The 24,795-nt window shown below is 50.9% G+C and carries 22 protein-coding genes; 12 read left to right on the forward strand and 10 right to left on the reverse strand.

Annotated features, from left to right (window positions below; all coding sequences use genetic code 11):
* Positions 1-165: 165 nt before the first annotated feature.
* The 5 genes from H6F72_RS00780 to H6F72_RS00800 all read left to right on the forward strand — a co-directional run bounded on the left by H6F72_RS00780 (position 166) and on the right by H6F72_RS00800 (position 8,748).
* Positions 166-1,677 carry a DASH family cryptochrome gene (locus H6F72_RS00780; RefSeq protein ID WP_190431129.1) on the forward strand — a complete coding sequence of 504 codons (1,512 nt, stop codon included), beginning with the start codon at positions 166-168 and terminating at the stop codon, positions 1,675-1,677.
* 377 nt (positions 1,678-2,054) lie between these two features.
* Positions 2,055-2,615 carry a sugar O-acetyltransferase gene (locus tag H6F72_RS00785; protein WP_190431130.1) on the forward strand — a complete coding sequence of 187 codons (561 nt, stop codon included), beginning with the start codon at positions 2,055-2,057 and terminating at the stop codon, positions 2,613-2,615.
* 119 nt (positions 2,616-2,734) lie between these two features.
* Positions 2,735-3,715 (forward strand): 1-acyl-sn-glycerol-3-phosphate acyltransferase, encoded by a 981-nt coding sequence (locus H6F72_RS00790; protein WP_190431131.1) that lies wholly within the window; start codon positions 2,735-2,737, stop codon positions 3,713-3,715.
* Positions 3,716-3,741: 26 nt separating this feature from the next.
* The gene (locus H6F72_RS00795) at positions 3,742-5,166 is read left to right on the forward strand and encodes an amidase (RefSeq protein WP_190431132.1); all 1,425 of its coding nucleotides are present in this window, start codon (positions 3,742-3,744) and stop codon (positions 5,164-5,166) included.
* Between the two features lie 12 nt (positions 5,167-5,178).
* Positions 5,179-8,748 carry a CHASE domain-containing protein gene (locus H6F72_RS00800; protein WP_190431133.1) on the forward strand — a complete coding sequence of 1,190 codons (3,570 nt, stop codon included), beginning with the start codon at positions 5,179-5,181 and terminating at the stop codon, positions 8,746-8,748.
* On the opposite strand, the gene H6F72_RS00805 is transcribed toward H6F72_RS00800, so the two are convergent.
* Complete coding sequence (locus H6F72_RS00805) at positions 8,745-9,146, reverse strand: hypothetical protein (RefSeq protein ID WP_190431134.1); 402 nt, start codon at positions 9,144-9,146, stop codon at positions 8,745-8,747. The genes H6F72_RS00800 and H6F72_RS00805 overlap by 4 nt on opposite strands.
* Before the next feature lie 174 nt (positions 9,147-9,320).
* On the reverse strand, positions 9,321-9,902 hold the full coding sequence (locus H6F72_RS00810; RefSeq protein WP_190431135.1) for a PadR family transcriptional regulator: 582 nt from the start codon (positions 9,900-9,902) through the stop codon (positions 9,321-9,323).
* Between the two features lie 113 nt (positions 9,903-10,015).
* On the opposite strand from H6F72_RS00810, the gene H6F72_RS00815 reads away from it, so the two are divergent.
* From H6F72_RS00815 to H6F72_RS00825, 3 genes are all read left to right on the forward strand, one after another.
* A complete protein-coding gene (locus tag H6F72_RS00815) occupies positions 10,016-11,440 on the forward strand; it encodes an efflux RND transporter periplasmic adaptor subunit (RefSeq protein WP_190431136.1) in 1,425 nt (474 codons plus the stop codon).
* Positions 11,440-14,748 (forward strand): efflux RND transporter permease subunit, encoded by a 3,309-nt coding sequence (locus tag H6F72_RS00820; RefSeq protein WP_190431137.1) that lies wholly within the window; start codon positions 11,440-11,442, stop codon positions 14,746-14,748. Before H6F72_RS00815 ends, H6F72_RS00820 begins: the two co-directional genes overlap by 1 nt.
* Positions 14,749-14,819: 71 nt before the next feature.
* Positions 14,820-15,269: a DoxX family protein gene (locus tag H6F72_RS00825; RefSeq protein WP_190431138.1), complete on the forward strand. Its 450-nt coding sequence runs from the start codon at positions 14,820-14,822 to the stop codon at positions 15,267-15,269.
* Positions 15,270-15,380: 111 nt separating this feature from the next.
* Here the strand turns inward: H6F72_RS00825 and H6F72_RS00830 are convergent, their stop codons facing one another.
* On the reverse strand, positions 15,381-15,749 hold the full coding sequence (locus H6F72_RS00830; protein ID WP_190431139.1) for a hypothetical protein: 369 nt from the start codon (positions 15,747-15,749) through the stop codon (positions 15,381-15,383).
* A 330-nt stretch (positions 15,750-16,079) separates the two neighbouring features.
* On the opposite strand from H6F72_RS00830, the gene H6F72_RS00835 reads away from it, so the two are divergent.
* Positions 16,080-16,517, forward strand: coding sequence for a peptidoglycan-binding domain-containing protein (locus tag H6F72_RS00835; protein ID WP_190431140.1), 438 nt, complete (start codon positions 16,080-16,082; stop codon positions 16,515-16,517).
* Positions 16,518-16,599: 82 nt separating this feature from the next.
* Here the strand turns inward: H6F72_RS00835 and H6F72_RS00840 are convergent, their stop codons facing one another.
* Together H6F72_RS00840 and H6F72_RS00845 are read right to left on the reverse strand one after the other, a co-directional pair.
* On the reverse strand, positions 16,600-16,770 hold the full coding sequence (locus tag H6F72_RS00840; protein WP_190431141.1) for a hypothetical protein: 171 nt from the start codon (positions 16,768-16,770) through the stop codon (positions 16,600-16,602).
* Positions 16,771-16,933: 163 nt separating this feature from the next.
* The gene (locus tag H6F72_RS00845) at positions 16,934-17,365 is read right to left on the reverse strand and encodes a GGDEF domain-containing protein (protein ID WP_199298814.1); all 432 of its coding nucleotides are present in this window, start codon (positions 17,363-17,365) and stop codon (positions 16,934-16,936) included.
* Between the two features lie 313 nt (positions 17,366-17,678).
* Here H6F72_RS00845 and ilvC point away from each other — a divergent pair, with 313 nt between their 5' ends.
* On the forward strand, positions 17,679-18,674 hold the full coding sequence (gene ilvC, locus H6F72_RS00850) for a ketol-acid reductoisomerase (protein WP_190431142.1): 996 nt from the start codon (positions 17,679-17,681) through the stop codon (positions 18,672-18,674).
* A 132-nt stretch (positions 18,675-18,806) separates the two neighbouring features.
* Here the strand turns inward: ilvC and H6F72_RS00855 are convergent, their stop codons facing one another.
* The 3 genes from H6F72_RS00855 to H6F72_RS00865 form a co-directional block, all read right to left on the reverse strand.
* Positions 18,807-19,025, reverse strand: coding sequence for a hypothetical protein (locus H6F72_RS00855; protein WP_190431143.1), 219 nt, complete (start codon positions 19,023-19,025; stop codon positions 18,807-18,809).
* A gap of 157 nt (positions 19,026-19,182) precedes the next feature.
* Positions 19,183-19,902 (reverse strand): ABC transporter ATP-binding protein, encoded by a 720-nt coding sequence (locus tag H6F72_RS00860; RefSeq protein WP_199298816.1) that lies wholly within the window; start codon positions 19,900-19,902, stop codon positions 19,183-19,185.
* A gap of 57 nt (positions 19,903-19,959) precedes the next feature.
* Complete coding sequence (locus H6F72_RS00865; protein WP_190431144.1) at positions 19,960-21,177, reverse strand: ABC transporter permease; 1,218 nt, start codon at positions 21,175-21,177, stop codon at positions 19,960-19,962.
* Positions 21,178-21,485: 308 nt separating this feature from the next.
* Here H6F72_RS00865 and msrB point away from each other — a divergent pair, with 308 nt between their 5' ends.
* Positions 21,486-21,902 carry a peptide-methionine (R)-S-oxide reductase MsrB gene (msrB, locus tag H6F72_RS00870; protein WP_370527421.1) on the forward strand — a complete coding sequence of 139 codons (417 nt, stop codon included), beginning with the start codon at positions 21,486-21,488 and terminating at the stop codon, positions 21,900-21,902.
* 90 nt (positions 21,903-21,992) lie between these two features.
* Here the strand turns inward: msrB and H6F72_RS00875 are convergent, their stop codons facing one another.
* Positions 21,993-23,060, reverse strand: coding sequence for an alpha/beta fold hydrolase (locus H6F72_RS00875; protein WP_190431146.1), 1,068 nt, complete (start codon positions 23,058-23,060; stop codon positions 21,993-21,995).
* Positions 23,061-23,390: 330 nt separating this feature from the next.
* Here H6F72_RS00875 and H6F72_RS00880 point away from each other — a divergent pair, with 330 nt between their 5' ends.
* On the forward strand, positions 23,391-23,819 hold the full coding sequence (locus H6F72_RS00880) for a VOC family protein (protein WP_190431147.1): 429 nt from the start codon (positions 23,391-23,393) through the stop codon (positions 23,817-23,819).
* On the opposite strand, the gene H6F72_RS00885 is transcribed toward H6F72_RS00880, so the two are convergent.
* Positions 23,752-24,420 (reverse strand): triacylglycerol lipase, encoded by a 669-nt coding sequence (locus tag H6F72_RS00885; protein WP_190431148.1) that lies wholly within the window; start codon positions 24,418-24,420, stop codon positions 23,752-23,754. The genes H6F72_RS00880 and H6F72_RS00885 overlap by 68 nt on opposite strands.
* Positions 24,421-24,795 lie beyond the last annotated feature (375 nt).

Below are 24,795 nucleotides of genomic sequence, written 5' to 3' on the forward strand. Positions count from 1 at the left end.
CCCCAGACCCCCTCCAGAAGTAACCCTTACTCTCTTCAGTTCCTCTTGTGGATGCTAGTCAGAGCTATGTTTACCTATGCTTTAATCTGGTTCCCCCAAGCTTGGGGGGTAGGGGGGCTTGTTTAAGCTTTATCTATTTAAGAAATTGGGCTGGAACGATTGATTGTGGCTGAAAAACGAGTTTTGATTTGGTATCGCAATGATTTGCGGCTCCATGACCATGAGCCTCTGCATGAAGCGCTGCAGGCTGGGGCTGAGGTGGTTCCTTTTTATTGTTTTGATGCTCGGCAGTTTGATCAAACCTCGTTTGGTTTTCCAAAGACGGGGGCGTTTCGGGCGCAGTTTCTGTTGGAGGCGATCGCAGATTTACGGGAAAGCTTGCGATCGCTGGGCAGTGATTTGGTGGTGCGTCGGGGTTTGCCTGAGGCCATCATTCCGGAACTAGTTAATCAACTGCAGATCTCGGCGGTTTACTGTTATGGCGAGGTTACGTCTGAGGAGACGGTGATCGAAAGGGCATTAAAAACTGCACTACAACCTTTAGGGGTGGAGCTGAAGACTTTGTGGGGTCAGACGCTTTATCATCCCGATAATTTGCCGTTTGAGATTGCTGAGCTACCGGAGCTGTTCACCAATTTCCGGAAGCAGGTGGAGAAGTATGCCAATGTCGATCCCGCGTTGCCGAAGCCTCAGAAGTTGCCTTCTTTGCCCGACGTAGAGGTGGGTGAGTTGCCGCAACTGGCAGATTTGGGTTTGGAGCTGCCTGTTGTGGATGAACGTGCGGTGGTGCAGTTCAAAGGTGGGGAGACGGCAGGGCTGGCAAGGCTGCATGAATATTTTTGGCAGCGCGATCGCCTCAAAACCTATAAGGAGACGCGCAATGGCATGTTGGGGGCAGACTATTCGTCGAAGTTTTCGCCTTGGCTGTCGTTGGGTTGTTTGTCGCCGCGTTACATCTATGAGCAGGTGCAGGAATATGAGTCCCAGCGGATTAAGAATGATTCAACCTACTGGCTGATTTTTGAGCTGCTGTGGCGCGATTATTTCCGGTTTGTCTGTGCCAAACATGGCGATCGCGTGTTCTATCGCTCTGGCTTGCAAGGGTTGGCGATCGCATGGAAAGATGACCCGGAGCGTTTTGAGCTGTGGAGGCAAGGGCAAACGGGTTTTCCGCTGGTGGATGCCAATATGCGAGAGCTGGCGGCAACGGGATTTATGTCCAATCGCGGTCGTCAAAATGTCGCGAGCTTCTTGACGAAGAATTTGGGCATTGATTGGCGAATCGGTGCGGAGTATTTCGAGTCGATGCTGATTGACTACGATGTGTGCAGCAACTGGGGCAACTGGAACTATACGGCTGGTGTGGGCAATGATGCCCGTGGCTTCCGCTTTTTCAATATTCTCAAGCAGTCGAAAGATTACGACCCGCAGGGTGAATATGTGAAGCACTGGCTACCAGAGCTAGCCAATGTTCCTGCTGCGAAAGTACATGAACCGTGGAAACTGCAACCTGTCGAACAACAGCGCTTCAACGTCAGAATTGGTGTGGATTATCCGCGTCCAGTAGTGGATCTATTCAAGTCGGCGGAGGCGAATGAGAAAATCTATAACGCTGCCACTCCTCAGAATCAGCGCCCGATTTCTAAACGCAGCGGTAAAACGGCTCGACTCCGGTAATTGGTGCTACCACTAGCAGCAGAGGGTTGTAGAAAAATGGGTAAGGCCAGGACGAGCAAGCCAACTAAGAAGAGATAGGCTGCTAGGTCAAAGATGGTAAATCCTTGGGAACTACGTGTTCTAGTCTGAAAAAGCCCTTTAGTCTGAAAGCGTCTATTCATCGGTAGTTTGCCCTGTGGAGGTGGCGGAGGAGATGCTTGTAGTGTGCCCAATTGCAGTCTCCTGTTCTCGCTTCATCCACCTTGCTGATAAGCAAATCAGGACAAAGGCGATCGCCTTTGGGAAAGAGTTAATAGCTGCGATCGCTGAAGCCAGATGCTAGGTTAGCGGTGAACTCAACGGCAAGTGAGTTTTGGCGGTTGGGCTAGGAGGGGCAGATGAAAAGCGAAAAGGACAAGATGCTGAGCAGTGAGCTTTATGACCCACTCGACCCTCAACTTTGCGCTGAACGCCGTCGGGCTCGCCTGTTAATCAAGACGCTCAATGATTCCCGCGATGACCAACCGGAGGAGCGTCGCCGCATTATCCAAGAGTTGTTCAAAATCACAAATGAAGAGGTTTGGATTGAGCCACCGTTCTTCTGCGACTATGGCACTAACATCACATTGGGCAATAAGGTTTTCTTTAATTTCAACTGCGTTGTTTTAGACGTTGCCGAAGTTTTGATTGGTAGCAATGTCATGTTTGGGCCTGCGGTGCAAATCTACACAGCGACTCATCCACTCAGCGCTAGCGATCGCCGTACAGGTTTGGAACTGGCTAAGCCAATAGAGATCGGCTCAGATGTCTGGGTTGGCGGTGGTGCCCTGATCCTTCCGGGTGTCCAGATTGGGGCGGGTTCAGTCATTGGGGCAGGCAGTGTAGTGACGAAGAGCATTCCAGAGGGAGTACTTGCAGTAGGCAATCCTTGCCGTATCATTCGTGAGGTGAAGGATTAGCTTTGGGTAGAGAGCGATCGCCTCTCAACAGTGACGAAATTAAAGCATTGTGGAGTGATTCGGTCAGGGTAAAATTTTCGCCCTATACTGGCTAGACATTCTCAGGTGAGATTGGGAGCATGGGCAGTCCCCCTTCTGAGCAGCCAACTTTTGATGTGGTGGGTAAATCGCGATCGGATGATCTAGGAGCGATTCAAGCGCTACCTAAGTTAACTCCAGCGGTGGTGCAGCGGGTGCAAGAGGGGTTAGCGGCAGCTCGCGATCGCACAGTTCGAGCCAGTATTCAATCAGCACTAGATGAGACAGAGGCGATCGCGAGAGGTCAGTTTGAGCGACCCGTATCAGGTGAGTTTCGGCGAACTGTGTTGCGATCGCTGATTCACAGTTTGTTTCGGGTGCGAGTGGAATATCCGGAGCGGATTCCCCAAGGCCCAGCTCTGCTTGCAGCTAACCATCTTAATCACATTGACCCGTTCTTGCTGCTCTCGGAAGTTCCAGGTGTGCCGTACTACCACATCTTGGCGGATGCCCGGACGCTCTATAACAAGTGGTGGAAGCGGCAGGTGTTACGGCAGGCGCGGGGGGTGATTCCGGTCGAGCGGCGCTGGCGAGAGGAAACTGCGGTGATAGAGGCGGCCAAATGCGATCGCCCCGATTTGGCTGAGCTAGCAGCGGCTTTGGAGCAAGATGTTCCGGCGGGGAATGCGATCGCGGCTTTGCGGCAAATTGATCGGGCGGTGCAAGCAATTTTTGCTCACGGTGATGGCATTATCCTGTTTCCGGAGGGGGGATTGGGCACGCTAGAAGGACAATTGCGTTTACCCTTAAAACGGGGGACTGTGATCTATGCATTGCGGGCAGGAGTACCCATTGTGCCAGTTGCGTTAATCGGCACCAAAGACCTCTATTTTCGTAAAACTTTAACGGTCAGGTTTGGTGAACCGCTGCACTTTCCTGCCTCCCATCGCCCCAAACCTCATGAAGCCCAAGCCGCCATGGACGCATTGCAAGCGGCTTTGCTGCAACTGTTGCCCCTAGATTATCAGGAACCAAACGGGGTGAGGCTATTCCGCAAATCTCTGAATCACCTGTTTTGGTAAAGTATCGCGATCGCTGGAAGAAAACTATGGATCGAACTGAGTTAGCCTTTACCCCCGCTGTTGAGCAAGCACAACTGATTCGTGCCAAAACAGTGTCGCCGTTAGAACTAGCCGAGCTGTATCTGGAGCGGATTCAACGGTTAGATAGTCAGCTTGGTAGCTATTTCACGGTCACCGCAGAGCAGGCGATCGCAGATGCCAAAGCCAAAACAGAGATTCTCGCTCAGAACAACGTTGATGAACTGCCACCGTTTTTTGGGGTGCCGATTTCGGTTAAAGATTTGAGTGCGGTGCTAGGGGTGCGTTGTACCTACGGCACTCCGGTAATGAAAGACAATATCGCTAACTATGAAGATGGCGTGGTGACGCGGATCAGGCAAGCAGGCTTTGTGATCCTGGGCAAAACCGCAACGTCTGAGCTGGGTTCTTTTCCTTACACAGAACCTCTAGGCTTTCCTCCCGCTCGAAACCCTTGGGATTTGGACTACACGCCCGGTGGGTCTAGCGGTGGGGCAGCAGCAGCAGTGGCGGCAGGGCTATGTGCGATCGCTCAAGGCTCTGATGGTGGTGGCTCGATTCGGGGGCCAGCGGCTTGTTGTGGGTTGGTGGGCATTAAGCCTTCTAGAGGCCGAATTAGCTATGCACCTGTAGGCGATCGCTTGAGTGGGCTTGCCACCAATGGCCCTTTGGCCCGCACCGTCACAGACGCGGCAGCCCTGCTAGATGTGATGTCCGGTTACACCACAGGTGATCCTTATTGGCTCCCAGACCCGAATCCTTCCTTCCTTAAGGTGGCAGAGCAAGCCAAAGCTACGGCTGGGCAACCTGTACCACCGCTCCGAATTGCGTTCTCGACTGCGGTGCAACCGATTGGAGAAGCTGAGCCCGTTTGTCAGCAAGCGGTTTTAGATACAGTGAAGTTGTTAGAAAAGATGGGGCATCAAGTTGAACCGGGTTGTCCTGACTTTGCGGATCTGGTAGAGCCGTTTACAGTGGTTTGGCGAGCGGGAGTGGCAGCATCCGGAATTCCAGGGGAGTATCTGCAACCGATGAATCGCTGGATGCTAGAGCAGTCTGATTCTTGTGGGGAATATCTGCAAGCGGTGGGGATGATGCAGACGATCGCCCGTCGCATTGTGGCTTTCTTCAATACCTATGATGCGCTGGTGCTGCCTGTCTTTCTGCACCCCACAATTCGGGTGGGAGAATGGGCTGACTTAGACCCTGCCGAAACCTTGCAGAAAATTACCAATTGGGTCGCTCCTTCGCCGCCATTTAATGCCAGTGGTCAACCTGCGCTCGCCATTCCAACCGGATTTGATCCGCGAGGGTTGCCTGTGGGGGTGCAAATTGTGGGGCGACCTGCGGCGGAGTCTACTCTGATTGCTTTGGCGGCTCAGATTGAAGCCTTACAGCCTTGGAGCGATCGCCGTCCTCGCTTCGCTCTTTGAGTCAGCGTCAACATGAAATTGAGATTGCCTTGGCCACCTGTTCGGCCCCGTCGTACTTGGACCCCCTATCTCGTTTTGGGGGGAGCATTGCTGCTAACCACCGTTGCGACTGCTTACGTGGCGGCTGTGGCGCGAGCCAAAGACCAAATACGATTCGAGAATGCAGTTCAGCGGACTGAAGATGCAATTCAAAATCGTTTAGAAACCTACATCGCCCTACTACGCTCCAGTAGTGGATTGTTTGCTGTCAATCAGGGCCTTACCTCAGCCCAATTTCGCACTTATGTAAAACAGGTAGAACTAGGGCGGCGTTATCCAGGCACTCAAGGGATTGGGTTCTCGGTACGGCTGACGACAGACGACAAGGATGCTTTTATTGGTGAGATGCGACAGCAGGGCTTTACTAACTTTGCCATTCAACCAGACTTTCCGCGAGCCGAGTACCACGCCATTATTTACTTAGAACCCTTCGACCAGCGCAATCGAGCAGCCCTCGGGTTTGATATGTTTACAGAACCAGTGCGGCGGGCAGCGATGGAGCAGGCTCGTGATTCTGGAGCTGCGGCAGCTTCGGGTCGAGTGACTCTCTTACAAGAGATTGAGCAAAATAAGCAAGCAGGTTTTTTGATCTATGTACCGCTGTATCGTACGGGGGATACTCCTGGTACAGTCGCCGGGCGGCGGTCAGCTTTGCAAGGCTTCGTCTACAGTCCTTTCCGAGCCGATGACCTGATGGCAGGTATCTTCGGCAATGAACAATATCCAGCGGTTGAGTTCCAAATTTATGACGGATCTGATCGAAACCCACAAAGCTTGCTGCACCGCTCGGATCGATTGCGGATTCACCAACGCTTGCCTTACCGTCCTCGGTTCACTACATCTAGGGCGATCGCCATTGCGGGTCGAGCTTGGCACATCACTTTCACCTCTAGCCCAGAGTTTGAACTAGCTTCTAGCAAGAGCTTCGTACCATACATTGCCTTGAGTGGAATTGGGTTGAGTTTGGCGCTGTTTTGGGTGACGCGATCGCAAGTACAGGCTCGGTCTGTCGCTGAGCGATCGCTGGCGGAGTTATACCAGTCAGAACAAGCGCTGCGCCAGAGTGAAGAACGCTTCCGGACGCTAATTGAGCAATCACCTTGGAGCACCCAAATTTTTGCACCTGATGGTCGCACGATTCAGGTGAACCAGGCTTGGGAAGAACTGTGGGGCATCACGCTAGAGCAGTTGGGTGACTACAACGTTTTGGCCGATCAGCAATTGGTCGAGAAAGGTCTCATGCCCTATCTTCAACGGGGATTCGCCGGAGTCGCCACCGCTATCCCAGCGGTCTTGTATGACTTGGAAGCTACGCTACCCGGAATCGCTTCGCGCTCAGACTCTCAGTGTTGGGTGAGAGCCTTTATCTACCCCGTGAAGGACAAGCAGGGCCGCCCGCGTGAGGTAGTACTCATGCATGAGGATATTACTGAACAAAAACAAATAGAAACTGCTCTCAGAAATAGCGAAGGGCGCTTCCGGCGTTTATTTGAAGCAGATATTATCGGTTTGTTTTTTGCGGGGCGCACTGGCAACATCTTGGAAGCCAACCACGCCTTTCTGCAAATGGTCGGTTACACACCCGAAGACTTGTCAGCAGGTCGGCTGCGTTGGGATGCCTTGACTCCTGCTGAATATCGTTATCTAGATGAGCAGGCCATTCTAGAAGATCAGAGAGGTGGCGTTTGCTCTGCTTACGAAAAGGAATTCATTCGCAAAGATGGCAGTCGGATTCCGGTTTTGGTGGGTGGTGCCCGGCTGGAAGAAGATCCGAATGTAGGAATTACCTTTGCCTTAGATTTAACCGAGCGCAAGCGAGCAGAAGAGGCGCTACGATTCCTCGCCCAAGCTAGTACGGTTCTTGCTTCCTCTCTAGAATACGAAACTACGCTCACGAGCGTTGCTCAACTGGTGGTGCCCACTTTAGCGGATTGGTGTGGGGTGGATATCATTCAGCCCGATGGCGCGGTGCAACAACTGGTGGTTGCCCATGTTGATCCAGCCAAAGTCGAGCTAGGACATAAACTCCGCCAGCAATATCCGCTCGATCCGAATGCTTCCACAGGTCTAGCCCAAGTGTTACGGACTGGCCATGCCGAACTTTACCCAGAAGTCACTGATGCCATGCTGGTGCAGGGAGCCCGTGATCCTCAGCATTTGAAGCTGATGCGGGAAATTGGCTTCAAATCTTTAATGATCGTGCCGCTGGTAGCGCGTGAGCAGATTCTAGGAGCTATCATCTTTGTGGCTGCTGAGTCAGGTCGGCGCTATGGTAAAGCTGACTTGGCCTTGGCCGAAGACTTGGCTCGTCGCGTAGCGATCGCGGTGGATAATGCCCGCCTCTATGCGATTGCTCAACAAGAACGCACCCAAGCCGAAAATGCCAACCGCACAAAAGATGAGTTCTTAGCCACCTTGTCCCATGAGTTGCGAACCCCCTTAAATGCCATGCTGGGTTGGACGCAATTGTTGCGATCGCGCCAGTTTGACGAAGCGATGGTGGCACGGGCTTTAGAAACAGTGGAACGCAACACCCGCTCGCTGGCAACTTTGATCGAAGATATTTTGGATGTTTCCCGAATCATCACGGGTAAGTTGCGGCTGAAAGTGCGTCCGGTGGATTTGGTAGCAGTGATTGAAGCTGCGATCGAGACAGTGCGTCCTGCTGCCGATGCTAAGCAGATTCTTTTGCAATCTGTGCTGGACTCATCGGCCAGCCCGATTTCTGGGGATAGCGATCGCCTCCAGCAGATTGTCTGGAATCTTCTCTCCAATGCCATTAAGTTCACCCCATCCGGTGGCCGAGTGCAAATTCAGCTAGGGCGGAACCAGGCTCAGGCGGAAATTATCATCAGTGATACAGGGCGAGGTATCAACCCAGAATTTTTGCCTTATATCTGGGAGCGCTTCCGCCAAGCAGACAGTTCTACCACTCGCTCCTATGGTGGCTTAGGATTGGGACTGGCGATCGTGCGGCACTTGGTAGAACTGCATGGCGGAGTAGTGCAAGCCGAAAGTCTAGGCGAAGGCCAGGGAGCTACTTTTAGGGTTAAATTGCCCTTGATTATGGCTCGCTTAGAATCGACCAGCCCTGAGCCAGCTTCTACGACTAGCAGCAATCTAGGCGTCTCAGAACCATCTATCGATCTGCAAGGTTTACGAGTGCTGGTGGTGGATGATGAACCCGATGCCCGCGAATTTGTCGCGACTGCTTTAGAACAATGCGGTGCGAGTGTGATTGCGGCTGCTTCTGCCACAGAAGCTTTGGCGGCCATACAGCAGCAACGCCCAGATGTGCTGGTGAGCGACATTGGCATGCCAGAGATTGATGGCTATACCCTGATTCATCAAGTGCGATCGCTACCAGCCGAGCAGGGAGGGCACATTCCAGCGGCGGCCTTGACTGCATATGCTAGAGAAGACGACCGAAACCGTGCACTCCTAGCTGGTTTTCAACTGCATGTCTCCAAGCCTGTGAGCCCATCCGACCTGATTGCGACAGTTGCCCACTTAGCAGGACGTACCACCCCTCACTCAACTTAGGACCACGATTGCTTCCGACGCTCAGCAACAGCTTGGCGGGTGCTGCGAGCTTGAGCCACTAAGCTTCTAGATTGGGCTACTGCTCTGGTGCATCGCATCCTAGCTCCTAAAGCAATTTCGGTATTTCGCTCCAGCGCAGTCTTGAGGCCAGCAAATCGTCCTTCTAGACCATCCACCTTCTGCCTAAGATCCAAAACATCAACTTCTAACTTCTGATCATTCGCTTTCAAGCTGGCAATCTCAGCAATCAAATGCTCGATGGTGAAAGCCAGATCCAAGTTTTGCCGCAGGGCTTCTACCACTAAATCGGCTTTGTCTACGCCAGTCATAGCCGATCGCAACTCCAGAGCTTCAAAAACTTCTGCTGGGATGTTTAGCCCTTTGAGGTTTGGATTCATAGCACAACTAGAAGGGTCATTACCCTTTCCCTCTCATGAATGAATTGAGCAAAATCAAAAAAGCAGAGTTGGTTGCTTGACAGACTCTAGGTGTGTCTTCTGTGCCAATTTCTACTAAATCACTAAATCATGAATCAGTCTATCGTGGCGGCAAATTGGGTTTTAGCGTTGGCCTTAAGAGAATTCGCTATAAGCCGTAAATCTATCTAGGCTCATGGATGCAGGCTGAGGTGGACTGTCCAAACTGTCCAGCTTTTCCTGTTGCAGTTGCAGGACTAACCACTGAATTTCATCCTGCAACACCATCTCAAATCGTTGCCCGATCGCCGCTTGGTACGGATCACTCGGCGTTGGCTCGGCTTGCTGACTTTCTAAGCGCAACCGACAAGTCATTAAGCGGTGCTTAATTAACTTCAGCCGCTCGGCTGGCTCTATGTGGCTAAAGAAGAAAACCTTGATGCAAAACCGCGATCGCGCATTCACCCAACTTTCGTGGGGGTGAGCCATCATTTCTTGCTTCCAGCGATCGCGTCCTTGAGATGTAATTTGGTAGATCTTCCGGCTGGGGCCTCCCTGACTCGCTTCCTCAGTTTGAGTCATGATGTCACCCCGGTCCTCTAAGCGTTTGAGCAAGGGATAAATCGCCCCATAGTTGACGCTAATACAACCACTCATAAACTGCTCTAGCTGCTGTTTGAGGCGATATCCATGCAACGGTTGCTGTTGCAGAAGTCCGAGAGCGGCTAGTTCAAGCATGGGCTAATTCAAAGAATTTGCTTATAACAAATTGATATACCTAGTAAGTGTACCGAAATTTGTAAAGCAAAGTTAAAATTTCAGAAACGACGTTCGAGTGGTTCGTTCAAGTTATGCCACAGTCTGCTGACGTAAAGCCTCAAACCTCAGAACGATTTCCGCTACTGCTGGCCAGTCGAGCGTTGCTGCTGATCCTGCTGGTAACTGTATCAGGCTGCGGAATTTTCACCAAAGCAGATGCAGAAGCACCTCGGCAGCAGAACGGAGGGGCACGCGGTGGCCCAACTCCAGTGGATGTGGCGATCGCTGAAACTGGCTCCTTGCAAGAAAATTTGGAATTTACCGGAACAACTCAGCCGCTGCGGGAAGTATCTCTGCGGGCTCAAGTGGAAGGCCAATTGCTCGATCTCCTCGTTGATGCGGGGGATACGGTTAGTGAAGGTCAAACAGTCGCCCAGTTAGATGCTTCGCTGTTGACTACCTCAGTCACGGAAGCCCAAGCGGAATTAGCTACCCGCCAGTCGGAAGTGGCTCAAGCGGAAGCGGAAGTGAATGATGCCAGGACGCAGGTGGAAGAATCGCGGCTCCAACTGCAACAAGCCCAATCCGATGCGGCGCGGCTCCAACAGTTGTTGCGTGAAGGAGCGATCGCCGCTCAGCTTGCTGAACAAGCCCAGACTGAAGCTCGTACTGCGGCTCAAGCTCTACGCTCGGCTCAAGAGCAAGTCCGCACCAGGCAGCAGGCAGTGGTGGCGGCTCAAGGGCGGGTGGCAGCTCAGCGAGCTGTGGTGGCTCAAGCGAACGAGCGGCAATCTTATGCAACGCTGAGTTCCCCGGTGACAGGTGTGGTGCTGAAGCGAGAAATGGACCCAGGCACTTTGGTGCAACCAGGCACCGAGATTCTGCGCTTGGGTGATTTGAGCAGCGCTAAAGTCATCGTCAACGTCGCGGATAAGCAACTCGGCACCATTCGCCAAGGGCAAGACGTGCGGGTGAGCTTAGATGCGTTTCCCAATCAAGTCTTTAGTGGGGAAGTAACTCGGATTACGCCTGTGGCAAATGCTCTTTACGTCCCGATTGAAGTTACGATTCCCAACGAGAATGGTCGTGTGGGTAGTGGGCTATTTGCGCGAGTGAGTTTTGTGCAGGGGCGATCGCAACGGGTCGTAGTGCCAGAATCGGCCATTCAGTCAGAGCGAGGTCAGCGAGACCAGCAAGGCCAGCAACAGCGCACTAACGCCACTAGTAATGCCACTTTATTTGTCGTGGATGGCAATACCCAAGAACCCAAAGCCGTGGCCCGCTCTGTCACCTTAGGCCAGCAAGCTAACGGGAAAGTGGAAATCTTGTCTGGCTTGCGCGTGGGTGAAGAGTTTGTAGCTCGTAGTGGCCGACCGCTTAAGGATGGTGCCCCGGTGCGTCTAAGCATTCTCTCGGAAACTCAACCTGGCCAAACTCAAAAACCGACTCAACCCACTCAAACCACCCAGCCTACCCGAACGACTCAACCTAATCCAAACCAAGGGAAACAGCGGTAATGCAAGCTCCTCAACCCAAAGGCTTTAGCGTCAGTGCGATCGCGATTCGTCAGCATATCGGTACCCTGATGCTGACCCTAGCCGTGATTGTGGTGGGAATTTTCTTCCTCACGACGCTGCAAGTTGATCTGCTGCCCTCCATTACCTATCCCCGGATTGGGGTGCGGGTAGATGCGCCGGGAGTTTCTCCAGAAGTGGCAGTCGATGAAGTCACCAAGCCCCTGGAAGAAGCGCTTTCTGCAACCGAGGGAGTGGTGCAAGTCTATTCCCAAACGCGCGAAGGACAGGTGAGTTTAGACCTGTTCTTTCAGCCAGGTGGTGATATTGACCAAGCTCTGAATGAAGCCACGGCTGCCTTCAACCGAGCTAGGGGGCGTTTGCCAGAAACGGTAGAGGAGCCGCGCCTCTTTAAGGTTGATCCATCGCAATTACCTGTTTATGAGTTTGCTCTAACTTCGCCTTCCCGTGAAAGCGTGGATTTGCGCGTGTTTGCCGATGAAGAGCTAGCCCGTGAGTTAGGCGTTGTCCCTGGGGTTGCTTCCGTCGATGTCTCCGGTGGTGTGGCCGAAGAAGTCCGAGTCAACATCGACCTCAACCGTCTGCAAGCGTCTGGTGTGGGGCTGACAGATGTATTGAATACCCTGCGCGATCGCAACGTCGATGTGGCTGGAGGTCGCATTCTAGGCTCTAGCGTAGAACCACTGACCCGCACCGTGGGTCGATTTCAAGACGCCAACGAAATTGCTAATTTGTCATTTGAAACGAGAGGCAGAAGCTCCGCTACGAACCAAGCACCTAGTAGCGGAACCACACAAGGGGGGAACAGTACTTCCTCTGCAAGTTCTCCTCTGACTAGTCGGGTTTACTTGCGAGACTTTGCTGAGATTATTGACGGTAATGAAGAACAGCGTGTATTTGTGGCGCTGAATGGCCAGCCTGCCGTTAAAGTCAGCGTGCAAAAGCAGCCCGATGCCAACACAGTTGCAGTGGTAGATGGTGTCAAAAAAAGGCTGGAAGCCCTCAAGCAGTCTGGTTTAATTCCAGAAGACTTAGAGATCCGTCCAACCTTAGATGAGTCGCGCTTTATTCGTAACTCCATCTCCGATGTGACAGGTTCCGGGATAGCAGGCGCAGGTTTGGCAGCTCTCTCAGTTTTGGTGTTTTTAGGTTCATTACGACAGACATTCATTATCTCTCTCACGATTCCTTTGTGTGCCTTGGCGGCGGCGATCGTGATGAAGCTGTCTGGTTTCTCCCTCAACGTTTTTAGTCTAGGGGGGCTCGCCATTAGTATTGGCCAAGCGGTGGATACCTCTGTGGTCATTTTGGAGAACATTAATAAGCGAGTCGCAGAATCAAGGCAAAGTGCAGGCGAGGGAACTGCAACTGAGTATTCGACCCAAGCCGCGAATGAAATCGTTGAGGAGAGTAGCCGAGAAGTTGAGTCTTCCTTGGTGGCAGCGACTGGAGCCAACTTAGTGTCGGTCCTGCCATTTGTCCTAATTGGTGGTTTTGTCTCCTTACTCTTCAACGAATTAATTCTCACCATTTGCTTTGCGGTAGTTGCTTCTCTCGTTGTTGCCGTCACAGTGGTGCCGATGCTCTCGGCGCGACTGCTGATGCTGCCTTGGTCGAGTCATGTCGATCGCTTTTGGATATTGCGGAAATTTAACGAACGCTTCGACTCAGCCACTCGTAGCTACGCTAATACTTTAGCCAAAGTGGTGCGTCACCGATTGGTCGTGGTTGCGATCGTCATTGTCGTTTTAGGTGGCGGCAGCTTATGGATGGCAGGTCAAATTTCTCAAGAAATTTTGCCACGCATCAGCACAGGTCAAGCCAACTTATCGGCTCAGTTTCCCCCAGGTACCCCGCTCGAAACCAGTCAGAAGGTGATGGCTAGAGTCGATCAAATTCTGCTGGAACAGCCTGAGACAGATTATGCCTTCACGACCGTCGGTGGCTCTTTGTTTGGCAGCAACACGAGTGCCAACCCGCTCCGTGCTACCAGCACAGTTACACTCAAGCCTGGCAGCGATGTTGAAGCTTATGTAGCTCGAGTCAGCAAAGAGTTTGACAAACTAAATTTGGCTGGTATTCGACTGCGGCTGAACCCTGGCCAAGTGCGAGGCATTGTGCTGAATAACTCTCCAGTGCGGGGGGCAGAAATTGATGTAATTCTACAAGGCCCGAATGCTCAACAACTGAGCCAAGCTGGACGCCAGGCGTTGCAAGCTTTGGATGATCGCGTTGCTCTCGCCAGCTTCCGACCCGATGCAGATGAACGCCAACCAGAAGTACAGATTCGCCCAGATTGGGAACGTCTGGCTACTGTTGGTTTAACGACTCAAGATATTGGTGACACCATCCAAACTGCCCTAGAAGGCTCAGTACCCACGCAACTCCAGCGAGGTAACCGCTTAGTGGATGTGCGAGTAGAACTCAATCAGACAGCCATCCAGCAAGCCTCTGAATTGGCTCAACTTCCCTTGTTTGTTGAAGATAGCCGCCGGATTCGACTTGGTGATGTGGCTCGGATTGAAGAAGGTCAAGCACCCGGCGAAATTCAGCGCATCAACCAGCGGCAAGTATTTATCATTGCAGGCAGCTTGAATGAGGGAGCTAGTTTGGGCGCAGCCCTGGAGGAAGTCAATACAGTCCTAGCTGGAATTGAGCTACCCGAAGGAGTATCAGTGTTGCCTAGCTCTGCAGCGGAGTCAAGTCGTCAGTTGCAAGATTCTCTAAAGACCCTTGGTGGGCTGGCTGCGTTTCTGGTCTTTGTGGTCATGGCGGTGCAGTACAACTCCCTGATTGATCCGTTGGTAATCATGCTGACTGTGCCCTTAGCGCTAGCAGGTGGCATTTTAGGTCTGTACGTCACCAAAACCGCGATCGGTGCCACAGTCGTAGTTGGAGCCGTTTTGCTTGTGGGGATTGTGGTCAATAACGCCATCATCATGGTGGAACTAGCCAATCAGATTCGAGAAGAGGAGGGTTGCGATCGCCGCACCGCCATTCTCACCGCCGCTCCTCGACGTTTACGTCCGATTATGATGACCACTGTCACCACCGTTCTAGGCCTATTTCCCCTCGCGCTGGGAATTGGAGAAGGGTCAGAATTTTTGCAGCCTCTAGGGATCGTGGTTTTCTTTGGGATGTCCCTTGCCACAGTGCTCACTCTATTTATCATTCCCTGCTTCTACACCTTGCTCCATGATTGGCATGGTGGCTTCGGACGCAAACGGCGCTTGGCTCCTCAACCCATTCCTGTGGAAGTACCCCCTCCTACAGTTTCTGGGCGACGCTAAAAGCTAACTCTTGGTAGACGCAGAACGGAGAAGCGATCGCTACCGTTGAACTAGCGTTTTCCAGAGTTTCTATGTCCTCTGCCCCTCAATCCCGTTATCGCCGCAAAGAAATCCTTCGGGGTATCTTTGCGGTTTGTCTGATTATTGTTGGCATCAGCCACTTCGTCAGACCAGAACAATACGCCCGCATCGTACCGCCACCGTTTCCCCCCTTCGCCTCCGTCTACATCAGTGGCGTTTTTGAGATTCTAGGGGGCATTGGCTTAATGATTCCCTTCGTTAGTGTGGCAGCAGCTTGGGGCTTAATTTCCCTGTTTATTGCGGTGTTCCCTGCCAATATCTACATGACATTGCACAACATCAAGATTGACGGGATCCCCCAAAACCAAGCTCTGTACTGGGCTAGGCTTCCTCTCCAAGCTGTGCTAATTGCCTGGGCCTACTGGTACACCCGTAACCCAGAAACCCAAGCAGGAAGTAACTTAATCCCTAATTCCTTCCCCGAAGCGAAGACGCACTAATTTAGTAAACAACGGAAGTTAATTTGTTTTGGAGGGAGTCTGAGGGACGGTTGTGTCCCTCAGCGGGGGTTGGGGGCAAACGCCCTCAATGGCCTGGTTCTTAGCAAATACTTAACGATTGTCGTACCGCTTCCAATAACGGTGATGACGGATCACCTCATCCGTACTCGTCTCAAACGGATAAGACCCACCCAAAACCCGAATCTTAGAACACCCAAACAAGCTTTGTAGCCTGGTTGAAATGGGTAGCAAACTGTTGATCACCTGCGATCGCACATTGCTACTCGTACAAGAAATAATTAGCTCCACCCCTCGCTCTAGCGGTACCAGTTGCCAATCGCAAAAACTAAAGAGCGGGTTGAGCGTACGACTGAAAGAACTAGAAAAACGTTGATACCGAGCAGCGGCCTGACTAAACTGCTGAGCGATCGCGGTATCGGTACTCCCAGAATGAGGCTGGTCATCTGGCTGTGTATTCATTCTTACCGTGTGTGAAGTCGCGGACTTGGATTTAGTATTCTTACGCGACCCTGGGATTCCAATCAAGCCCGTTTTTACGGCTTATTTTGCTCCTCGGAAATTTTTAGTTAAATCCGCGATCGCCTAGTGCTTTTATATACGTCCACATCACCGAAAAATAACTTTAGCAATTAAATAACTTCACTTTCACTACCAGCATTTTCTCAACCCAATGGGAGGAAAACAAGCTCATGCCGTTGGATGACCACACCGTAGGAGGTGACAGCAGCGCTGCCAAAGCTAACTTGAGATCAATCGAGCCCTTACTCAAGTAACAGCAGGAATTGCATCATGGCTTACTCTCTAACTCAAATCAAAGAAGTTTTGGATGGATTGGGATATAACCTAGGCCCCAACGGCATTAACGGCAACTACGACGCCACCTTAGATATCTACACTCAGGCAGCATTACGCGAATTTCAAGCCCAATACAGCTTGCCAATTACAGGCAGATTAGATGCCGCAACAGAAATTAAAGCTGGACAAATCGTGAAAAATCTTCAGTACAGCTTGAATCTAACCGTCAATGCTAAGCTGCCTGTAAGCGAATTTTACGGTCCTCTGACTCTGCGAGCCATGAAGACCTTCCAACAAACTTATAGCTTGCCAGCAACTGGAATTGCTAATTTAACCGTTCGGAAAAAGCTGGACGAAGAAGCTAAAAAGCGTCTGCCTCGTGGTGCAGATTTCAATGCTCTCCAAGAGGAAGCCCTACAACAAGTAGTCTAATAACTGCTTAAGCTTAATCATTGTGACGAACTTCTTGCTCTCATCCCCCCTACTCAGGGGGTTTTTTGCGTTTTTAGCTTTTCTACAAGTTAAAGCAAATAGCTGCCAACCCACCTGAGTTAGTCTCTGGTAAGCCTCCAGGGCATCTAGTTGTAGTTTTAGTTGAGAAAACGGCGATCGCCTGAGCTTGTTGGTCTGCATTTGCCTCAACTCCCAGGAGCTTCAGCGTTCTAGGCAGTTCTGCTTCTAGCACCTGTTTGCGTGGGCAGTTCCCACCTGCATGCAAGAATGCAAACGCAGCTCTGAGAGTTTGAGTAAAGCAAAGTTCCAGCCCTTGATGTGGTGCTCGATTCTCTGCTTCAGCCTCGATACAAAGTTAGAAAAGCTATCTACTTGCGACTGATTGGCTAGATTAATTAGCAGCAGTCATCTTTAAGCTCTGCTACAACCAGGACTCCTCCATGCAACCGCTTGCCGCCTTGCCACATCGCTGTTGATGCTGCTTCGTGTAGAGCAACAAAATTTTTGCCATGTGCTGGATAAAAAGCAATTCCGCATGAAACTGTGAAAGCAGCCTGAATCTTGAGATAGCTCCCGTCGGGAAAACAGTAGGAGCGTTCCACTGGGGGTACGAATGAAAAGTGCTGTCTGACCATGCCACAAACTTTCATTCCGACTGAGGCAACTTCTGCCATCTGTCTTCTACCTAGAAAAACTACAAACTCATCTCCACCAGAACGAAAAACGCTTGCATCTTCTGGCGTGACCTGGCGGATCAGATAGGCAAGCTGTTTAAGTTTGTGATCCCCTGCTTGATGACCATAGCGAGTTAAAGAGGATAAATCCATCAATGTCTAACAAAAGCATTCCAAACTGATCCTGCTCACCCACCAAATAGGCAAAGTGCTCCTGCATTAACTTCAGAGTAGGTAAGCCAGTTAAAGGATCATGGTCTGGATGGTCCATTTTGCTCTAGCAATGTATTTCAAGCTCAAATAACAACGTAACTCTGGAGCTGCTTTTAACGGGCGGCAGGGAGTGCCTTGTTTTACAATTTGATTAGAATTTAACCTTACTTGCTCGCAACGACCCTGAGACAGAAGTCTGATAAGATTAAGAGTTTGCAGAGAATCACGCGCATGCGGTCAGGAGACACCCGATATGGCTCGAATGTATTACGACGCTGATGCCAATTTAGACTTATTAGCTGGAAAAACCATTGCAATCATTGGCTATGGCTCTCAAGGTCATGCCCACGCTCTCAATCTCAAAGATAGTGGCATGAACGTCATCGTCGGGCTGTATCCAGGGAGCAAATCTGCTGCAAAGGCCCAAGAATCAGGCTTGACGGTTAAAAGCGTAGCTGATGCTGCGGCTGCGGCTGACTTCATCATGATCTTGTTACCTGATGAAGTGCAAAAGACCGTATACAAAGAAGAGATTGAACCCAACCTGAAGGCAGGCAAAGTTCTTGCTTTTGCGCACGGCTTCAACATTCACTACGGTCAGATCGTGCCTCCTAGCGATGTAGACGTGGTGATGGCTGCGCCCAAAGGTCCTGGTCACTTGGTACGTCGGACTTATGAGCAAGGCCAAGGGGTGCCTGCTCTGTTTGCGGTGTATCAAGATGCGTCTGGTCAAGCTCGCGATCTGGCGATGGCTTATGCCAAAGGCATTGGTGGCACCCGTGGTGGCATTCTAGAAACTACTTTCCGCGAAGAAACTGAAACTGACTTGTTTGGTGAGCAGGTGGTTCTGTGCGGTGGCTTGAGTGCGCTAATTAAGGCTGGCTTTGAGACCTTGGTGAATGCTGGCTATCAACCAGAATTGGCTTACTTTGAGTGCTTGCACGAAGTGAAGCTGATTGTGGATCTGATTGTGGAAGGTGGCTTGGCGAAGATGCGCGATAGCATCTCCAACACAGCCGAGTATGGTGACTTGACTCGTGGTCCTCGCATTGTCACCGATAGCACTCGTGCTGAGATGAAGAAGGTGCTGAGTGAAATTCAGTCGGGTCAGTTTGCCCGTGAGTTTGTGCTAGAAAACCAGTCGGGTAAGGCTGGGTTTACAGCGATGCGTCGTCAGGAAGCAGAACATCCCATCGAGGACGTGGGTAAGGATCTGCGGGCGATGTTTAGCTGGTTGAAGGAAGCCTAAGTGTAGGAGGACTTGGGGGCACCTGCCCCTAAATCCCCATTGAGGCCCCCGCTGAGGGACGGTTGCGTCCCCCAGACCCCCTCCAAAAGGGTTTGGTTTTCTTTCCGCTTTTCGGTGGAGAGGTTTTAGAGTTTAGGGAGCGCTTTGTTCTTGTTCTAGGGCTTTTTCGGTGCGTTCGTAGGGTTTGGTTTTGGGTCGCCAGGAAGGAAAGATACCTGCGATCGCGGAATTCAGAGCAGTACGGGTGCTAAGGCTGGCTCCACTCAGGGGTTGGGGTAAAAAGCTGTCGCCTAGGGCTATGAATAAAATGGCGACTAGCAAAATCAAAGGGATTGGTAACTTGCGGGACATGGCAGGGCTTACCTAAAGGGAACTGGCATCCTCAATTTCAGTTTTCCCTTAAACTTCAAGCCATCCGTCTCATTAAGAGCAGCGTAATAATTATTTAAATTGCTGAGTCTGCTAGCAACTCAATTACGAATTGCGAACTCCGAATTGCGAATTAGGGTTATGCGGCTGCCACTTGGCCGAGTTCTTCAGGGTGCAGGTGGGAGTGCAGTACTTGACCATCGCGGAACCAGACGATGCGTTTGGTGAGGCGGGCGACATCGGGTTCGTGGGTGACGATGACGATGGTGATGTCACTGGCGTTGAGCTCGGTGAAGATGTCCATTACTTCTTTGGTGGTGCGGGTGTCGAGTGCACCTGTAGGTTCGTCTGCGAGTAACAGCACGGGGCGATTGACGATCGCGCGAGCAATGGCGACTCGTTGTTGTTGTCCACCAGAGAGTTGGTTGGGTCTATTGTTCATGCGGTTTCCTAAGCCCACTCGTTTCAAGGCTTCTGCGGCGCGATCGCGGCGTTCGTCGTTGGGGATGTTGGCGTAAACCATCGGCAGCATCACATTCTCTAAAGCGCTAAGTTGCTGCAATAAATGGAATTGTTGGAAGACAAACCCAATCTTGCGATTGCGGATATGGGCGAGTTCGGCATCTCCGAGGCGAGCAACATCAACACCATCTAGGTAGTAGCTGCCAGATGTGGGGCGATCTAAGCAGCCGATCATGTTCATCATGGTGGATTTCCCAGAACCGGAAGCGCCCATGATGGAGCAATATTCTCCTTTTTCAATCACCAAGTCTACATCTGCGAGCGCTCGGACTTCGGTTTCACCGGAGCCGTAGGTTTTCGCAATATCTTCTAGTCGGATAATCACAGAGTTTGGCATGGCGATCGCTCCTACAACTCCTTAAGCAATTTTCTGATGCATTATCTTTTAGGCGCTTTATGCGCTTCTTAAGGCGACGATGGGGTCTAGTTTAGCGGCTTGACGCGCAGGCACAACTCCGAAGAACAAGCCAATGCCACCCGAAACGCCCACTGCAACCAGAATTGCGATCGGGGAAACGCCTGCTTTTAAGGGAGTAACTGCACCCACTAACCCAATGCCACCAACTCCGATAAAGGTACCGATTGCGCCTCCTAGAGCAGCCAAAATTACTGACTCAATCATGAACTGAATCAGGATGTCTTGCTGGGTTGCGCCAATAGCTTTGCGGAGGCCAATTTCATGGGTGCGTTCTCGCACGGACACCAGCATGATGTTCATGATGCCCACGCCACCAACGAAAAGGGAGATACCTGCGATCGCCGCTAGCATAATGGTCAGCGCTCCAGTGACGTTGTCCACTACCTCCAAGGCATCTTTTTGCGATCGCACCGTGAAGTCATCATCTCCAGCGATTTTATGTCGCAGTCTCAGCAAATTGGTGATTTGAAACTGGGCAGCTTCCACACTTTTCTCGTTTTTGGCCGAGGCGACAATGAAGGTTAAGTCGATGCCATAGGGAGACGTGCGCCCGACAATGCGGCTGGACATGGTAGTGAGTGGGATATAAAGCGTGTCGTCTTGGTTGTTGCCTAGAAAGGCTCCTTTCGCCTCCATGACCCCAACGACTTGAAAGCTGACATCTTTAATCCGAATCTGTTTACCAACAGGTTCTTCACTACCAAACAGCTTTTCGGCAATTTCAGCGCCAAGTGCAACGACTTGGTTATTGCGTTCTAAATCCAGTTCACTGATAAAGCGGCCTTGGCCGACTTCAAAGTCACGGGCCGTAAGAAATTCTGGTGTGGTGCCAATGATGATGGAGTTGCTGTTCTTATTGCGATAAGTGATTAGTTGCTGACTGTTGATTTGGGGAGCGACGGCATTGACGGATGGAACTTGAGTCGCGATCGCCTGAGCATCAGCCAGAACCAGCGTTTTGGGAACTTCAAAGGTGGAGCGCTGGGCTTCTCTCGATCCAGGCACAATGAACAACACGTTCGGCCCTAAGGATTCAAACTGCTCGGCAGCGTACTTCTGGGCTCCTTGCCCGATTCCTACCATCGCAATCACGGAAGCGTTGCCAATAATGATGCCGAGCATGGTCAGGCCACTTCGCAGTTTGTTGGCAGTAAGGGTAGTAACGGCCATCTTGACGCTTTCTAGCGGATCCATGCTGTGACCTCACAAAGGGCTTGGTAGAACTTGAGCTGACTACAACTTCACCCTAGCGTACAGGCGAGATGTCTTGTTCATTAGACTTGAATCAAAATCTTGAGGGCGCTTGCTCCCAAACCCCCGCTGAGGGCCGCTTGCGTCCCCCAGACCCCCTCCAAAAAGTTGCTAGCTGAATTTAGCTGGCTGATCAGCCGCTTCATAGACTTCATAATGGAGGAATGCAGAGACGAAACTTTATCTGGGCGGGTGCGGCAATTGTTGGCTCGGCCTGGGGCTTATCTTATTTACGTGGAAACTCAAGCGCTATGACAACTACCAACGAAAACTTTGAAATTACTAAAACAGAAGCAGAGTGGCGGCAGATTTTGACGCCAGAACAGTTTCAAGTACTGCGTCAGCATGGAACAGAACGGGCTGGCACTAGCCCACTAGACAAGCAATATGGTCAGGGCACTTATATCTGTGCTGGTTGTGAGTTGCCACTATTTACTTCTGAAACTAAATTCGATAGCCGTACGGGTTGGCCTAGCTTCTATGCTCCGATTGAGGATGCGATCGCGACTACTACTGATAAGTCTTGGTTCATGACACGAGTGGAGGTACATTGCCGCCGTTGCGGGGGGCATCTCGGTCACGTGTTTGACGACGGTCCTCGGCCTACAGGGCAGCGCTACTGTATGAATGGAGTTTCCCTGAAATTTCTTCCTAGTCAGGCAACTTGAGACCTAACCCCAGCCCCTTCCCTACTAGGGAAGGGGAGACAGATTTATAATTCTTTTTGGCTTGGGAGAGTGGATTGGGGGAGATTGGTCTTAGCGATTTTGGGGGTCGAGTCCCATGAGCAACCGATAGCGATTGGTTTCAGGGATATAGCGTCGCCCCCGGATTTCATCTGGGATTTGATTACGAATCACCTGTCGCATGTCAGTCACGACTCGCGGCACAGTCGTAAAATAGCCATGCTCGGTGGGATCGGTAATGCGGGAGATGATATCGGTGCAGTCGATTGGGTAGACGTTGCGAGGCAGTTGTTGTGGTTGCATAGGGCCATCGGTGCCCAAGCGGGGAGAGTTCCCTTTTAAGGTGTCGCTAGCCCACAAAGCTAAGTCGTTGCGGTTGAAGTAGACGCTAGTGCGACGAGTAATGCGAGGCAAGGAAAATAGCTTGTAATCGAAATCGAAGGCATCATCGTCTTCATCGGCTGCCGTCAGCAACACTTGATCAAAGATCCTAGGTAACTGAACGACTTGCTTTTTGACTTCTTGCAAGGCAGCTCGTAACACATAAGCGCCCATGCTATGAGCGATCAGGTGCAATCGTTGGTTGCAGCGGGGCTGAGAGTTCTGATTAATATCATTAATAAAATCAGCCATTTTTAAGAAGGCGCGCGCAAAGGCGACCCCAGAGGCCGCGGCATCTAGGCGATCGTTTTTGTAGGCGACAGCATCGCGCGATCGCGGATTGGTCAACAGCAAGGAACCATCCGACGGCCAGGAAAAGACACACATATTCAGCCGCAAGGGACGTGTCGGCTCAATGGGGTCGTTAGCTGTCAAAACTTGGTGTAGCCGAGCTGCCTGACTTAAAGCTCCGCGAAAGGAAGTATTGAAGCCATGAATAAAGATAATGGTATCTTCACCTGTCTGAGCCATCTGTTGACGCACCTGCTCAAAGATGGCTTGGCTACCCAACACAGGTGGGTCTGCCAATAAGTCCTCAGAAGCGACTCGAATCTGAATTTGATCAAAGTTGCTGCCTGACACCTCGGCTCGACCAAAGCGTAAATTTGCTAAACCATCGTCGCTAAAGTTACTACCAAAGTCATCAGGGTCTGCGGCTCGATTAGGACGGCGGTTAGTAGCAAAGTAAATTCTAGTCATAGGCCAACTTTGAGTGACTGTTTTTTAGCGGCGGTACTGTCTGCAATCATGTGGTTAAGTTAAGCAGAATTGAGCAGACTACCTGTAAAAAATCAGACCATAATCTAGGATAGCTTGGGAGAGATTGCACGCAGTTCTTAATAGTTCTGTGGAGTTTGATGTAGTATCTGAAGCAATGGTTTGAGTATGAATTTCGAATTATTTTTTGTGTCTCACTTAACTAATTAATATTTTCTGGCACCGTTCCTGGCCTGATTCCAACTCTAAATTCAAAGAATATTTGGATCGGAAACTATCTTTAAGAGAGGTAGTTTGCTGAAATTAGAGTTTATGAATACTGTCTTGTTTCACTTGGCTTTTCCAGCAGCTGACATTGCTCAAACTAAAGCCTTTTATGCGGAAGGATTGGGATGTACGGTAGGGCGCGAGAATGCTACCTCTGTGATCCTCAACTTATACGGGCATCAACTGGTAGCTCACACGACTTCAGAACCACTCATCCCACAACGAGGCATTTATCCCAGACATTTTGGGCTGGTGTTTACCTCAGAATCCGATTGGGAAGAATTGCTAGAGCGATCGCAACAACGGCAATTGCGCTTTTACCAAGAACCAAAGCGCCGATTCCCCGGTCTGCCTCTAGAACACCGCACCTTCTTTCTCGAAGATCCCTTTCACAATCTGCTGGAGTTTAAGTTCTACTGCCATCCAGCGGCAATTTTTGGCGATCGCGACTTTGCTCAAGTGGGCGATCGCTAGAGCTAGAACCTTGGAGCGGAGTTTGGAGACAGGAAGCCACGGCTTGCAAACTTTGGGGATGAGACACCATCCAAGCATGGCTCGGCACCCAAACTGGCACACTTTGACCCACAGGCATCAGCGAACTATTTGCAGGCACAATCATCAAGTCTAGCGGGGTCCAAATGGAGGTGAAATCGAGCTGTTTCAAGATCTCAGCATCTTGATTTAAGTCTTGCAAAAAAGCACTGCCAGGCCGCATTTGTCTGCAACCAGGCCGCTCAGAGCCGTAGGCGAGCCAGGTACCTTGATGGGGTGAAGCAATGGTGACAAAACGTTTAACTTGGGCAATTCCGCCTAAGCGCTGCACGTAATAACGGCTAACGATGCCACCCATACTGAAGCCAACTAAGTCAAAGTGTTGCTCTGGTGCAAAGGTTCTAGCTACATAATTAGAAACTTGAGCTGCTAGATGTTCCAAGCCTAAATGACCGTTGTTAGGCGTTAAGCTAAGACTGTGGACTGAGTAACCTAATCGCGTTAAGCAACGAGACATGGAGTGGAAGACGGCTTCGGTGTCGTTAATGCCGTGAATTAGCAACACTGGATGGCGAAAACCCATGCAACTCCTTAATGTGTTCTGCTTACACTTCTAGCTTAGACAGTAGCGATCGCAATTTTGAGCTTGATTTAGGACAGCTAATAGACTGGCTAAAGACAAAAGCTAAGGGTAAAAGCCAAGGGCAAATAGTTGATTCTGAGCAGCAACCTAAAAGTCTGAAAAGCAGTTTGGCTTAATCTAGCTCTTGGGAGATAAGTATTTGTACTCCTTATGCTGTCAATAAACTTTTGTAAATTAATGTTGAGTAATCTTGTGCTTTTGAATCAGAAAATTTCATAATTTTCATAATTAAATCAATTAGATTAAGCAGCTCTAAGTCTCAGCTAGCTTCAATCTTTCGGGTTTTCATTCAACTCATCAGGACCAACGGTAGGA

Origin of the sequence: Trichocoleus sp. FACHB-46, from assembly GCF_014695385.1 — a bacterium.
Taxonomy (GTDB): domain Bacteria; phylum Cyanobacteriota; class Cyanobacteriia; order FACHB-46; family FACHB-46; genus Trichocoleus.

Bases quoted from the DNA above. Each gene is read 5' to 3' on its own strand.
- H6F72_RS00875 (WP_190431146.1), bottom strand. From the start codon at position 23,060: ATGACTAGAATTTACTTTGCTACTAACCGCCGTCCTAATCGAGCCGCA.
- H6F72_RS00825 (WP_190431138.1), top strand. From the start codon at position 14,820: ATGTCCTCTGCCCCTCAATCCCGTTATCGCCGCAAAGAAATCCTTCGG.
- H6F72_RS00845 (WP_199298814.1), bottom strand. From the start codon at position 17,365: ATGGATTTATCCTCTTTAACTCGCTATGGTCATCAAGCAGGGGATCAC.
- H6F72_RS00785 (WP_190431130.1), top strand. From the start codon at position 2,055: ATGAAAAGCGAAAAGGACAAGATGCTGAGCAGTGAGCTTTATGACCCA.
- H6F72_RS00790 (WP_190431131.1), top strand. From the start codon at position 2,735: ATGGGCAGTCCCCCTTCTGAGCAGCCAACTTTTGATGTGGTGGGTAAA.
- H6F72_RS00820 (WP_190431137.1), top strand. From the start codon at position 11,440: ATGCAAGCTCCTCAACCCAAAGGCTTTAGCGTCAGTGCGATCGCGATT.
- H6F72_RS00855 (WP_190431143.1), bottom strand. From the start codon at position 19,025: ATGTCCCGCAAGTTACCAATCCCTTTGATTTTGCTAGTCGCCATTTTA.
- H6F72_RS00880 (WP_190431147.1), top strand. From the start codon at position 23,391: ATGAATACTGTCTTGTTTCACTTGGCTTTTCCAGCAGCTGACATTGCT.
- H6F72_RS00860 (WP_199298816.1), bottom strand. From the start codon at position 19,902: ATGCCAAACTCTGTGATTATCCGACTAGAAGATATTGCGAAAACCTAC.
- H6F72_RS00800 (WP_190431133.1), top strand. From the start codon at position 5,179: ATGAAATTGAGATTGCCTTGGCCACCTGTTCGGCCCCGTCGTACTTGG.
- H6F72_RS00865 (WP_190431144.1), bottom strand. From the start codon at position 21,177: ATGGATCCGCTAGAAAGCGTCAAGATGGCCGTTACTACCCTTACTGCC.
- H6F72_RS00810 (WP_190431135.1), bottom strand. From the start codon at position 9,902: ATGCTTGAACTAGCCGCTCTCGGACTTCTGCAACAGCAACCGTTGCAT.
- H6F72_RS00805 (WP_190431134.1), bottom strand. From the start codon at position 9,146: ATGAATCCAAACCTCAAAGGGCTAAACATCCCAGCAGAAGTTTTTGAA.
- H6F72_RS00835 (WP_190431140.1), top strand. From the start codon at position 16,080: ATGGCTTACTCTCTAACTCAAATCAAAGAAGTTTTGGATGGATTGGGA.
- ilvC (WP_190431142.1), top strand. From the start codon at position 17,679: ATGGCTCGAATGTATTACGACGCTGATGCCAATTTAGACTTATTAGCT.
- H6F72_RS00830 (WP_190431139.1), bottom strand. From the start codon at position 15,749: ATGAATACACAGCCAGATGACCAGCCTCATTCTGGGAGTACCGATACC.
- H6F72_RS00795 (WP_190431132.1), top strand. From the start codon at position 3,742: ATGGATCGAACTGAGTTAGCCTTTACCCCCGCTGTTGAGCAAGCACAA.
- msrB (WP_370527421.1), top strand. From the start codon at position 21,486: ATGACAACTACCAACGAAAACTTTGAAATTACTAAAACAGAAGCAGAG.
- H6F72_RS00815 (WP_190431136.1), top strand. From the start codon at position 10,016: ATGCCACAGTCTGCTGACGTAAAGCCTCAAACCTCAGAACGATTTCCG.
- H6F72_RS00885 (WP_190431148.1), bottom strand. From the start codon at position 24,420: ATGGGTTTTCGCCATCCAGTGTTGCTAATTCACGGCATTAACGACACC.